This is a genomic window from Methanobacterium sp., from assembly GCF_038562635.1.
GTDB lineage: Archaea > Methanobacteriota > Methanobacteria > Methanobacteriales > Methanobacteriaceae > Methanobacterium_D.
This window is the reverse complement of record NZ_JBCFBO010000001.1, coordinates 1926078-1938493: the sequence shown is the minus strand read 5'-3', so window position 1 is coordinate 1938493 and position 12416 is coordinate 1926078. Positions and strand designations below refer to the sequence as shown.

Below are 12416 nucleotides of genomic sequence, written 5' to 3'. Positions count from 1 at the left end.
TCTAAATGAATGCAGATATAACGAAATTAATCGGGATTTACTTAAAAAATAGAATACATTATGGACTTGTGGTAAATTTAGTGATACTGCAAAAGTTAATAGAATATAACTATTTCCATATATGCTAATTAACTTGAAAATAACCGCTTTTAAACACCTACCCTTCAATAATTATCATAATAAAAAAGTATAATGCTTAGAAACAATTATCTTCAAGAGATTATTTATTAAAAAAGGGTATAATTTTATTAATTTTTAATTATAAAATAACACGTATAAGATCAGATTTTAAGGAGTGTTAAATATGAAACATATATTAAAAGAAGGAGACACTGGAAGACAGGTAAAGGATATACAGCACTGGTTAAATGCTCATGGTTATAAAGCTGGAGAAGAAGATGGTATTTTTGGAGAAAAAACCCGTGATGCAGTCATACAGTTTCAGAGTGCTAAAAAAATTGTTACTGATGGTATAATTGGTTCTCAGACACAGATAACCATTGAAAGAATAGAAAAAGAAGAATAAGTAATAGAGTTAATTAAAAATTAACTCTTTTTGAAAGCTTTACAGGTAACGGTAACTTTCTAAACGGCATTCCTTTAATTTCATCGTGGATTCTCGCAGTTAACTCATCCTTATCCATCAATACTTTTTCATTGGTTTCACGGATGTTTACAGTAAACTGGTCTTTTTCAAGTTCATTATCTCCAATTACGATAGTATATGGAACCCATTCTTTTCCAGCGTTTCTTATCTTTTTACCTACTGTTTCAGACCTTTCATCAACATCAACCCTTATGTTGCTGTCTTTCAAGTATTCAGCAAGTGAAAGGGCGAAATCGAAATGCCTTTCAGCAATTGGGATCACCCTCACCTGAATTGGTGAAAGCCATACAGGCAGCATCGGCATTTTTTTAGGGTTTTCTCTAAGTTCAATGGCAGTTTTTTCAAGTAAGCTGCCTATAACACGTTCTATACTTCCTGTTGGGCTGCAGTGGATGATTATAGGATATTCTTCCTCTTCTTTTTCATTGATGTAGTTTATATCAAATCTTTCAGCGCTTTCAACATCTATCTGTATTGTAGGGTTTTCTATAGGTCTTCCAAGGTAGTCAATAGCTGCAAAGTCCATTTTGGATATCCAGTAATGTTTACGTCTTGGTAAAATTTCAAGAAGCATTGGTTTTCCAACCTTTTCTGCAGCTTTATACATCCATTCCTTATTTTCATCGAAAAAGTCCTGTGTCGCCCTGAAAATAACTTCATAGTTTACATTAAGGTCATCTCCAGTCTGCATACACATATCAATTTGCCTTTCAAATTCTTCCATAGACTGAGGTATATCCCTGCATACAGAGTGGAAATCAGGCATGGTAAACCCTCTAAGTCTCTTAAGACCTACAACTTCCCCTCTTTTCTCTAATCTAAAACTGTATGTTGAAAGCTCGTAAAGCCCAACTGGGAGATTTTTCCAGGTTAAAAAGGAGTCTGAAAGTATTCTAAACGCTCCGAAGCAGCATGCGAATCTTAGCATGAGTTCTTTTTTAGTACCCATCCTGTACTGCCTTTCTCCAAATTTATCTGCGTGTGTGCGTATTGCTTCGTCTGCAAGGTCGTACATTATTGGAGTTTCAACAGGCATAGCCCCATATTCAGTTACAAGATTGTAAACGTAATCTGAAAGAAGGTCACGGATTAGTCTTCCTTTAGGATACCAGCGTAAATGACCGACATCTGCAGATGGTTCATAGTCTGAAAGACCTTTTTCACGCATTAATTTAACGTGAGGTGGTTCTTCGCCAGAAGATTCCATTTTACCCAGTTCGTACATCATCAATTTTCTGAGATCCTCATTTTCATATTCATACCCTTCAGGGTCTGAAAGTTCTCCTTTATTTAAAATGTACCATTTTGAAGGTTCTTCTTCTGCTTTTTCCTCTTCTTTAGGTTTTACAGTTATGGTCCTTGAAAGTTCAGATAATGGGTGTCCTTTACATGAGATTTCAAATGACTTGTACCAGCCAAATGGAATCCTCGAGGCTGAAACCCCTTCTTCATTTAATTTAGACTCCATACCCTTTAAAATATTCTTTGCAGAATCTGGAGAGCTCAAAGATGAACTTAAATGAGCATAAGGGTATATAATCACATTATCAGGTTTTACCTGGCTTGAAACGTTCATTATTTCAGATACAGCACTTTCAATTATTGCATCTGTATCTTTTTCATCTTCCCTTTCAACTGCAGTAAAAACCACTAAAGCGTTGTCAAATTCGCCGCCTTTCTTTTCATCTTCTATTTTTTCCGCTATTTTTGTTTTGGACTTTGTTTTATATCTTAAGTAATCAGAGTGAATCAAAAGTATCCTCATTTTCTCACCTGTAAACTGAAATAATTTATAAAATGATTCTAAACTTTAAAATCAATAATTTTGCTTGATACTATTTATTTCAATTAAATGAATTTTATATTTGTCATTAAACTTTAGGTTTAGAGTATTTAAATTTTTATTGGATCACTTTAGTGAATATTTCTGATTATAAAAATTAAACAATCGTGCTACTTAAAAAGAAAATATCCATTTAAATAAAGAAGACGGCGATAAGTCCAGTTGTAATGATTGCAGCAAAAATTACGCATATTATTTGTCCAAAACGCCTTGTACCAATAAATAAAGCTATTCCAAACTTCATTACAGTGTTAGAAATAGCTGCAATGGTTATGGCAGTTACTGCTACATCCTGTGAGATAGTAGTCTTTGCAAGAAGCGCCATACTTATGGTTATAGCGTCAACATCAGCGACGCCAGATATAATACTTGCCACATAAAGGCCGCTGCTTCCAAAATAGATATCTGCAATTTTTGACATGAAAAGAATGACTAAAAACAGAACTCCAAATATGAGTGCAGGTCTAAGGGAAAAAGGGTTTTTAAATTTGATTTCTTCCCCAACTTCCTTAACTTTTGTAGTTTTCCATGCCAGTACCCCGAGTGCAATCCCTAAAATTCCCATGCTTAACATCGGGACCATAAGAAGAGATACAAGATCAGGATTTATAACCAGTACCTCAAAAAGAATCCTTAAAAACATCATTGAACTCGCTATAACCGTTGCAAATACTGCTGCTCTTATAATAAACTCGCTTTCTTTAACCCTTGAGGCCATTGCCGTTGTAACTGCAGTACTTGATACCAGTCCTCCAACGATCCCTGTTAATCCCAATCCCCTTTCTGCCCCAACTAATTTCATCATTATGTATCCCGCATAACTTATTGCTGAAATAAAAACGACTACAAGCCAGATTTGATATGGATTGAATACATCCAGAGGCCCCATTGTCTGATCAGGAAGTAATGGAAGAATCACAAATGCAATTATAAGAAATTTCAGGGTATTTATTAACTCTTTTTCACTTATTTTCCTTACAAATTTATGTATATATGATTTTGCCGCCAGTAAAGCTGTTATTATAATTGCAAATATTGGAGCTATTTTTATTCCATCATCAGTGTAACATAATGCACCTAAAATAAAAGTAAGAAGAGCTACAACCTCAGTTGTAATACCAATGTCTCCAGTTTCCCGTGTGCTTACCATGTAACTTAAGCCTACAAGCACGATTAAACCTAAAAAAGATATAACTAAAAAATTAGAGTAAATTTCATTTATATATGTAGAAAGTATTCCCATGAGTGCAATTAAGATAAATGTCCTGATACCTGCAAATTCACTTTTATTTACCTGTTTTCGTTCCCTTTCAATCCCAATTAACGCCCCAATTGCTAAAGCAATTAAAAATTTTAAGACGATATCTATATGCATACTAATACTCTGTTTTTTGATCTATAAGTAATGAACTTCAAATCAAACGTGGCATTATAACCTGTCTAACCTGTTGAGTTCCACCAGAGCTTGTACTTATAAAATACATATAAACTAGAACGTACTGCCATATGCATTTAAACATTAAATCAAATTGCAAATGATAACTAGAAATTTGACATAAGATCATTTTATATCAATAAAAATAGAATACAGTACATTTATAATACATAAAAAGAAATTAATATGATTATATTTAAAGATATTAATACACTAATTCTATTAATCAAAAATAACCGTTTAAATAGGATTAAGTCAGTATTATTCGTTATTTGTAAAATATATCTTAAATAGAAGTTTTATGGTGATTCAATGAGAAGCGATGCTATTAAAAAAGGATTACAAAAAGCTCCCCACAGATCTTTACTTAGAGCATGCGGAGTAACAGATGAAGAAATGAACAAACCATTTATAGGTGTTGCAAATAGTTTTACCAGCATAGTACCCGGACACATTCACCTTAATGAAGTAGCTGATGCAGTTAAACAGGGAATAAGCGAAGCAGGTGGAGTACCTTTCGAATTTAATACAATGGCCATTTGCGACGGCATATCAATGGGTCATGAAGGAATGAAATATTCCCTTGCTTCAAGGGAGATAATAGCAGATACTGTAGAAAGCATGGCACAGGCCCACCAGATGGATGCGCTCGTATTAATCCCAACATGCGATAAAGTAGTTCCTGGAATGTTAATGGCTGCAGCAAGGCTGGATATACCTTCAATTGTCGTTACAGGAGGACCTATGAAACCTGGTGAGTTTAAAGGTAAACCAGTAGATTTTATATCTGTTTCTGAAGGTGTTGGGGCCGTATCATCAGGCAAAATGACAGAGGAAGAACTTGACGAGCTTGAAAGATGTGCATGCCCTGGAGCAGGTTCATGTGCCGGTCTTTTCACTGCAAACACAATGGCATGCATAACAGAAGTATTAGGAATGAGTTTACCATACTGCGCAACAGCCCATGCTGTTGACGCTAAAAAAAGACAAATAGCACGCCAATCTGGAGCCAAAATAATAGAATTGCTGGATAAAAATATAACTCCATCTAAAATAATGACTCAGGAAGCATTTGAAAATGCTATAGCAGCTGATCTTGCACTTGGAGGATCATCAAATACTACTTTACACATTCCTGCAATAGCAAGCGAACTTGAAGATAAAGGAGTTAATATAACCATTGATTCATTTGATGAATTTAGTAAAAAAATTCCGCACATAACCAAACTGCGCCCATCAGGAGTTCACAGCCTGTTGGATTTAGATAATGCTGGAGGCATACCTGCGGTTTTAAAGGTAATCAAAGATAAAATAAACCAGGATACTCTAACATGTACTGGAAAAACCCTTGGTGAAAATATTAAAGATGCAGAAGTTGCAGATGATGAAGTTATAAGGCCATTAAGTAATCCTTACAGTAAAGAAGGAGGACTTGCAATATTAAAAGGCAACTTAGCTCCAAGGGGATCTGTAGTTAAAGTAGCAGGTGTAAATGAAGATATGAAAGTACACACTGGCCCAGCAAAAGTTTTTGACGGTGAAGACGCGTGTGTTACTGCAATTTTTAACCATGAAATCAAAGAAGGGGACGTAGTTGTAATAAGATACGAAGGACCAAAGGGCGGCCCTGGAATGCGTGAAATGCTGAACCCAACTTCTGCCATATCCGGCATGGGGTTAAAAACAGTTGCACTTATAACCGATGGAAGATTCTCCGGCGGAACAAGAGGACCTTGTATTGGACATATATCTCCTGAAGCTATGGAAAAAGGGCCAATAGCTGCCCTAAAAGATGGAGACATTATAAAAATAGATATGAATAACGGAATTCTCGAAACCGAAGTTGAAGAGGAAGAACTTAAAAATAGGCTTGAAAATGTAGTAATGCCCGATAAAAAGGTTAAAGGATGGCTTTCAAGATACAGAAAGATGGCAAGTTCTGCAGATAAAGGAGCTGTTTTAAGGTAATTATAATAAAAACTTAATTTTTTATCTTTCCTTTTTAAATCCAATTTTCATGCTTTAATTTGAATATAATCTGCCTAAAATCGCAGGGCCAGTAAGTTTATGTTACTTGACTTAATAAATCACATAATATTAAAAAATAATATTTGGGCAAATCTATAAATCATTTAAAGTCCATAAATTTAGACAAAATCCTTGATAGAGGGAGAAAGTGAATTATAAAGAAATAGCAACTTATATCGTGATCATACTCATTGGAATAGTTGTAGCGCAGCATATGAATGTTGTTGTCTCAGGAAGTATGGAACCCATAATGTACAGGGGAGACATAGTCGTAGTCGATAAAAACCCAAGCAGCGTCCAGGTAGGAGATATAGTTGTTTACAAAGCAACATGGGTTAATGAAGATGTAATCCATAGAGTCAAAGAGATATATAAAACGTCTAATGGAAGCACGTATCTCATAACAAAGGGAGATAACAACCAAGTGCCCGATCCATATCCGGTACAATACCCAGACCAGGTGGTTTCAAAAGTTGTATCCATAAATGGACAGCCCCTGATTATACCTAAAATAGGGTATATAACACTGTGGATTAGAGGATTATAATAAAATCAACTGGCAATTTCTTTTTTTATTGCCAATATTCAATTAAGGCTTAATTTCTTAAATATATTTTAAATTAAGCTATGATACCCTTAATAAAGGTGAAAAAGTGAATTATAAAGAAATAGCAACCTACATTATAATTATACTCGCAGGAGTAATCATAGCGCAGCATATGAATGTTGTTGTCTCTGGAAGTATGGAACCCGTAATGTACAGGGGAGACATAGTCGTAGTAGATCAAAACCCAAGCAGCGTCCAGGTAGGAGATATAGTTGTCTATCATGCAACATGGTTTCCAGAACCTGTAATTCACAGAGTTAAAGAGATATATAAAACGTCTAATGGAAGCACGTATCTCATAACAAAGGGAGATAACAATCCAACAGCCGACCCCTATCCAGTACAATTCCCAGACCAGGTGATCTCGAAGGTTGTTGATATAGGTGGGCAACCCCTGATTATACCTAAAATTGGATATATAACGCTATGGATCAGAGGATTATGATAAGATTATATAAATTGACGGTTATCAATTTATTATCTTTTTATTTTAAATTTAAATACATAAATCAGTTTTAATAAATAAAATATTACTTCATATTTTGAATCATTGCTTATTTTTGCCTATCTATTTATTTAAAATAATTCAGTGAGTTTAAACTTCGTTTTACTTTTTTAAATATGATACTAAATATTTCAATTATTTTATAACTAAGGAAAACCAACACCCAATCAAAAAATTAATTTTATTAGGAGGCTTAAATCAGAATGCAGAAAAAAGCTAAACTCTTAATTTTAATAGTCTGTATGATTGCTGTAGTTGGCATAGCTTCTGTAATTGGAGTAATAGGGCTTACTTCAGCATCAAGCAGTTCAAGATCTACAGAATATGTAGTTATGGTCTCAACATCCATGGAACCCTCTATTTACAGAGGAGATATTGTTAAAGTTGAAAATAACCCCAGTAAAATCCAAGTTGGAGATATAATAATCTATAATGCAACCTGGATTCCAGAAGAGGTACTTCATAGGGTTATTGCAGTTCATAAAGCAGAGAATGGAACCACCTATTTTATAGCAAAAGGAGATAACAATCCAGCACAAGATCCAGAACCAGTTTATCAAAATCAAATAGTTTCAAAAGTCTTAACATCAAATGGAAAGCCGGTTGTTATACCTAAAATTGGATATATTTCACTTTGGATTAGGGGATTATAAAATTTTAAAATCTAATTTTTTTTAAATATTTGTAATTTTGAAAATCGACAAAAATCAGAGCATGCAAACACAAAGCATACGAAAACTCCGTTTTCGTTGCCTGCAAAACTTTAAAAAATCTTTGATTTTTTAAGCCTGCAAAAACCTTTGGTTTTTGCGGCCGAGGAAATATGATTTCCTCCGGCAAAAAAATGCTTCGCATTTTCTCCAGCTTCGTTTTGCGGCCGAGAAGCGCAATTTCTTCCGGCATCAAACACTTTTGTGTTTGACAGTGTTTGCTGTGTCAAAACACATGTTTTGACAGATTTCGAAAGTTTAAAAAATTTATATAATTTTTTGAAAATATTATTTAATAGAAAATAACTAAATATCTTAATGTTATAAAGAATTTTGAAAAACTATTTATTTAATTTTCATAAATGTATACGATTTCTGAATCAAGCTAATTATACATTATAACGATTATACGGTGAATCTATGTACAGAATGCTAGAAAAAGAAGCAGTTAAATCTTTAGAAAGTGCAATTGAATCTTTAGGATATGAAAAACCATCTGAAATTAAAGTTGAGGAACCTCCAAATGCAGATCTTGGAGATCTCGCATCAACAGTCTCATTTCAACTTGCAAAACAGCTTAAAAAACCACCCATGGAAATAACCAAAGACATTTTAAATGTTATAGAAATTCCTGAAATTTTCAAGTCTGTTGAAATGAAAGGTCCTTACATCAATTTCTTCATAAATTATGACAACTTTTCAAAACTGGTTTTAGACTCCATAGATGAAAATTACGGGCAGTTAGAAGATAAAAATAAAAAAATAATCCTCGAACACACATCTGCAAACCCTAACGGGCCATTACACATTGGCCACGTTAGAAATGCGATAATAGGAGATTCTTTAGCAAGGATACTTCGGTCTGCCGGGTATAATGTAGAAACTCAGTATTATGTAAATGATATGGGTCGGCAAATAGGCATAATTGCCTGGGGATTACTAAATTTCGATTTTAAAATAGAAGAAAAAGAAAAAGTAGATCATGAAATTGGAAAAATCTACTTCCAGATAAATGAAAAATTACGTGCCGACGAGAGCCTTAAAACAGAAGTTAGTGCACTTTTAAAAAGATATGAAAGTGGTACTGATCCAGAGCTTGAAAAAGTCTTTAAAAACATCGTAAAAAAATGCATAAGTGGAATTGAGTCCACATTAAATGATTTAAACATTTACCACGACGCTTTTGTCTGGGAAAGCAAGTTTATAAGAAATCAAGCCGTCAGCGGAATTCTGAACAAACTGAGTAAATACACTAAAAGAAATGAAGTTTTATACCTTCCCCTTGAAGATTACGGCATAGAAAAAGAGCTTGTACTTACAAGATCCGATGGAACTTCTCTTTATTCAACAAGGGACCTTGCTTATCACCTTGAAAAATCAGACAACTCTGATGAAATGATAGACATCTTAGGATCCGACCACAAGCTTGCAGTGGACCAGATAAGCATAGCACTTAACTTATTAGATGGAAAAAGCCCAGAAGTTGTATTTTATGAGTTTATAACTCTCCCTGAAGGTTCAATGTCTACACGAAGAGGAGTGTTTATTTCAGTGGATGAATTGGTTGATGAAGCGGTAAACCGTGCTCTTTTTGAAATTAAAAATAGGAGGTCAGATTTAACTGATGAAGAAGCCCTTAAAATTGCTATAGACATTGGTATAGGTGCTATACGGTATTTCATAGTTAAATTATCTCCAGAAAAGCATATAGTGTTTAAATGGGAAGAAGCCCTCAGTTTTGAAAGGGGATGTGCATCGATTCAATACGCCCATGCAAGGGCATGCAAGCTGCTTGAAAAAGCAGGTTTTGATGCAGGTATCGATACTCACGACCAAATTTTAAACCATCCTTTTGAAATAGAACTTGTAAAAATGCTTTCTAAGTTCACATCTATTATTGAAGAATCAACAAAAATTAACAGGATACATCCTCTTGCACAGTATGCTATGGACCTGGCAGGGACATTCAACAGGTTCTACAAGTCTGTTCCAGTAATAGGTGCAGAAGAAGAGGTTGACAGGTTACTTCTGGTGGATAAGTCAAGGATAACTATTAGAAACTGTCTTGATCTTATGGGAATAAAAGCCCCTGAATCCATGTAACCAGAGGTTGTTTCCAGTATATTCCCAATTTTTTTTCTTTTTCATTAACTGAAATATGAATCCCTTTTTAAAAAGAAAAGATTCTAAATGGGTTTTCATAAATTATTTAACTTATAAAGACAAATAATAGTTATATAATGATTGAAATCCCTGAAACTCAAACTTTTTTAATTGATTTTGATATATCCCAAGAATACCACGACGAAGTTCTAAGTTTTATTGATGAAAATTACTTGATGGTTAAGCCGGAGTACTTCTCAAATGCGAAAATAATAAGAGAAGACAATGGTAATCGATTATTATTTACAGCAAGAGACCCTACAAAGGGTTTTCAGATAGATGCAGAAGTTAAATCAGGAAATCCTGTAGAACTCACATTAATACCCATTGATGGAACTCCTTCTAAATTTACAGAATCAGTTAAAGACGATATTTACTTCATGGTTCATCTATTTGAAGATAACGTCCGCAGTTCAACCATTTATTTTTCATGGGTGGAAGGAGAAAGAGTCATACCCGAGCAGCCCCCTACATCCAAAAAACGCACTGGAGACCAGCTTTTTACCAGCAGCCTCCTTTTAGTTTACATCCTGTTTTTTGCATTTAATATCGTTTTATTCTTTTTATTCGGATTATATTATGCAGTGGCCCTTATTTTAATTTCTCAGTTTGTAATTGTCCTTTTTTCAAATAAAATCCTTGCATATGGGAATAAATGGAATGTTTCCCTTCAAAATCCTTATGTTCATATACTGGAGTACCAGCTGCCATTTAAAGAATTTAAAGAGTTTCAGGAAAAATTTGGAAAAGAAACTGTAACGCAGATAAAAAAGGAAATCTACGAAAGGACATTTAATCAGGGCATAAAGCCTACCTGTAAGCTTGGAGACGAAGTTCTGGAAAAGTACGGCTTCAGCTGCAATCCATACCGTAGCCTGTATAAAACCGTCAATGTGTACGACATCGTTAAAAAAGCTGCCGATAGTTTTGGCCTGCCTATGCCTAAAATCGTGATCTCAAATACCATGATTGCAAATGCAGCAGCTACTGGTCCTACCCCAAGTAAAGGACTTGTACTCATCACAACTGGTTTACTTGTTCAATTAAATGAAAAGGAAATATTAAGCGTTTTAGGTCATGAAATGGGGCATCTTCAAGGAAGAGACCCCATAATACTGTTCAGCATAATCTCCGGCGAGTTCCTATTGAGATTTACTGTCCTGTTCCCCATTGTAATTATTAACCCCATAATATACATAATAGTAATCATGGCCCTTATTTTCTTCGTTGCCAAGTTCTTTGAAACCAGGGCAGACCTTTTATCAGCCATGAAGGTTGGTCAGCCAGATGTACTTGCAGAGGCGCTTCGAAAAATAGCATATCAAAGGCTCCAAATGGAAAAAGTGGGGTCTAAAATTCCAAAATGGCTATCGTGGGATACTCATCCTCCTGTTTATTTCAGAATCGACAGGTTGAAGAATATGCAAACACCTGTAAAATCAAAAAATCCGTTAATACAGTCTGCAAGAGATGTTGTAAATGGTTTTCTTGCTTCATTTAAATAAATTAGAAAAAGTGGCTTAAAATTTAAAAAACAATATTGAATGAAAAAAAATAATTGTATTAAAGAAAATATCTGGGTTATTTCTTCCCCAGTAATTTGTAAAGCACCGCTTTCTGGGCGTGGAGCCTGTTTTCAGCCTGGTCCCATATTGCTGACTGGGCGGAATTCAACATGTCTGCAGTAATTTCCTGTCCCCGAATAGCCGGTAAACAGTGCAAAATAATTGCATCTTCATTTGCCTGACCCATAAGGTCTTTGTTTACCTGATAAGCAGCAAATGCCTTGAGTCTTTTTGAAGCCTCTTCCTCGTCTCCCATACTGATCCATACATCAGTATAAACAGCGTCGGCACCTTCAACTCCATCTTCAATATCATTACCTATTTTAAGTTCTGCACCAGTTTCTTCAGCGTATTTTTTGGCCTTTTTAAATATTTCAGCATCCGGTTCATATCCCGGAGGGCATACTACATCCATGTCCATCCCTACAAATGCCGATGCAAATAATAATGAATTACAGACGTTGTTTCCATCTCCAACAAAGGCAAGTTTTACATCAAAACTATTTTTCTTTTCATATATGGTTAAAATGTCTGCAAATGCCTGACAAGGATGTTCCTTGTTTGTAAGGCCATTAATAACTGGTACATCAGAATATCGTGAAAATTCTAAAACATCATCATGTTCCTTGGCCCTGATCATTACTCCATCAACATATCTACTCATAACTCTGGCAGTATCTTCTACTATTTCACCACGACCAAGTTGAAGGTCTTCTCTAGATAGATAAAGCGCGTTTCCACCAAGCTGATACATTCCAACTTCAAAAGATATTCTAGTCCTTGTTGATGCCTTCTCAAAAACCATGGCAAGTGTTTTCTTAGCCAAAGGTTCTCCAGGGATTTCTCCATTCTTAAATTTTTTAGAGAGATCCAGTATTTCATTTACATGATCCCGGGCATCTTCCATTGATAAAAGATGATTCATATTTTCACTCCAAATTGTATTCCTTATG

At 34.8% G+C, this 12416-nt stretch carries 11 protein-coding genes; 7 read left to right on the top strand and 4 right to left on the bottom strand.

What is annotated here, in order from left to right; all coding sequences use genetic code 11:
• The first annotated feature begins 304 nt into the window (after nucleotides 1-304).
• Nucleotides 305-526 (top strand): peptidoglycan-binding domain-containing protein, encoded by a 222-nt coding sequence (locus AAGU07_RS09275; RefSeq protein WP_069582243.1) that lies wholly within the window; start codon nucleotides 305-307, stop codon nucleotides 524-526.
• 13 nt (nucleotides 527-539) lie between these two features.
• Here AAGU07_RS09275 and AAGU07_RS09270 read toward each other — a convergent pair whose 3' ends face one another.
• Both AAGU07_RS09270 and AAGU07_RS09265 read right to left on the bottom strand, forming a co-directional pair.
• The gene (locus tag AAGU07_RS09270; RefSeq protein WP_342458820.1) at nucleotides 540-2372 is read right to left on the bottom strand and encodes a threonine--tRNA ligase; all 1833 of its coding nucleotides are present in this window, start codon (nucleotides 2370-2372) and stop codon (nucleotides 540-542) included.
• A gap of 211 nt (nucleotides 2373-2583) precedes the next feature.
• Entirely contained in the window at nucleotides 2584-3825 is a 1242-nt protein-coding gene (locus AAGU07_RS09265) for a DUF4010 domain-containing protein (protein WP_342458819.1), read from the bottom strand.
• A 372-nt stretch (nucleotides 3826-4197) separates the two neighbouring features.
• Here AAGU07_RS09265 and ilvD point away from each other — a divergent pair, with 372 nt between their 5' ends.
• The 4 genes from ilvD (at nucleotide 4198) to AAGU07_RS09245 (ending at nucleotide 7678) form a co-directional block, all read left to right on the top strand.
• On the top strand, nucleotides 4198-5853 hold the full coding sequence (ilvD, locus tag AAGU07_RS09260; protein WP_342458818.1) for a dihydroxy-acid dehydratase: 1656 nt from the start codon (nucleotides 4198-4200) through the stop codon (nucleotides 5851-5853).
• Nucleotides 5854-6061: 208 nt separating this feature from the next.
• Nucleotides 6062-6460, top strand: coding sequence for a signal peptidase I (locus AAGU07_RS09255; RefSeq protein ID WP_342458817.1), 399 nt, complete (start codon nucleotides 6062-6064; stop codon nucleotides 6458-6460).
• Between the two features lie 106 nt (nucleotides 6461-6566).
• Nucleotides 6567-6965, top strand: a complete 399-nt coding sequence (locus AAGU07_RS09250; RefSeq protein WP_342458816.1) for a signal peptidase I — start codon at nucleotides 6567-6569, stop codon at nucleotides 6963-6965.
• 263 nt (nucleotides 6966-7228) lie between these two features.
• Nucleotides 7229-7678 (top strand): signal peptidase I, encoded by a 450-nt coding sequence (locus AAGU07_RS09245; protein ID WP_342458815.1) that lies wholly within the window; start codon nucleotides 7229-7231, stop codon nucleotides 7676-7678.
• Between the two features lie 4 nt (nucleotides 7679-7682).
• Here the strand turns inward: AAGU07_RS09245 and AAGU07_RS09240 are convergent, their stop codons facing one another.
• The gene (locus tag AAGU07_RS09240) at nucleotides 7683-7928 is read right to left on the bottom strand and encodes a hypothetical protein (RefSeq protein ID WP_342458814.1); all 246 of its coding nucleotides are present in this window, start codon (nucleotides 7926-7928) and stop codon (nucleotides 7683-7685) included.
• Nucleotides 7929-8155: 227 nt separating this feature from the next.
• Between AAGU07_RS09240 and argS the strand changes: the two genes are divergently transcribed.
• Nucleotides 8156-9838, top strand: coding sequence for an arginine--tRNA ligase (gene argS / locus AAGU07_RS09235; protein WP_342458813.1), 1683 nt, complete (start codon nucleotides 8156-8158; stop codon nucleotides 9836-9838).
• 137 nt (nucleotides 9839-9975) lie between these two features.
• The gene (locus AAGU07_RS09230) at nucleotides 9976-11403 is read left to right on the top strand and encodes a M48 family metallopeptidase (protein WP_342458812.1); all 1428 of its coding nucleotides are present in this window, start codon (nucleotides 9976-9978) and stop codon (nucleotides 11401-11403) included.
• Nucleotides 11404-11479: 76 nt separating this feature from the next.
• Here AAGU07_RS09230 and argF read toward each other — a convergent pair whose 3' ends face one another.
• The gene (gene argF / locus AAGU07_RS09225; protein WP_342458811.1) at nucleotides 11480-12388 is read right to left on the bottom strand and encodes an ornithine carbamoyltransferase; all 909 of its coding nucleotides are present in this window, start codon (nucleotides 12386-12388) and stop codon (nucleotides 11480-11482) included.
• Nucleotides 12389-12416: the final 28 nt, after the last annotated feature.

Coding starts and splice junctions, on each gene's coding strand:
- AAGU07_RS09275 (WP_069582243.1), top strand. CDS start 305: ATGAAACATATATTAAAAGAAGGAGACACTGGAAGACAGGTAAAGGAT.
- AAGU07_RS09270 (WP_342458820.1), bottom strand. CDS start 2,372: ATGAGGATACTTTTGATTCACTCTGATTACTTAAGATATAAAACAAAG.
- AAGU07_RS09265 (WP_342458819.1), bottom strand. CDS start 3,825: ATGCATATAGATATCGTCTTAAAATTTTTAATTGCTTTAGCAATTGGG.
- ilvD (WP_342458818.1), top strand. CDS start 4,198: ATGAGAAGCGATGCTATTAAAAAAGGATTACAAAAAGCTCCCCACAGA.
- AAGU07_RS09245 (WP_342458815.1), top strand. CDS start 7,229: ATGCAGAAAAAAGCTAAACTCTTAATTTTAATAGTCTGTATGATTGCT.
- AAGU07_RS09240 (WP_342458814.1), bottom strand. CDS start 7,928: ATGCCGGAAGAAATTGCGCTTCTCGGCCGCAAAACGAAGCTGGAGAAA.
- argS (WP_342458813.1), top strand. CDS start 8,156: ATGTACAGAATGCTAGAAAAAGAAGCAGTTAAATCTTTAGAAAGTGCA.
- AAGU07_RS09230 (WP_342458812.1), top strand. CDS start 9,976: ATGATTGAAATCCCTGAAACTCAAACTTTTTTAATTGATTTTGATATA.
- argF (WP_342458811.1), bottom strand. CDS start 12,388: ATGAATCATCTTTTATCAATGGAAGATGCCCGGGATCATGTAAATGAA.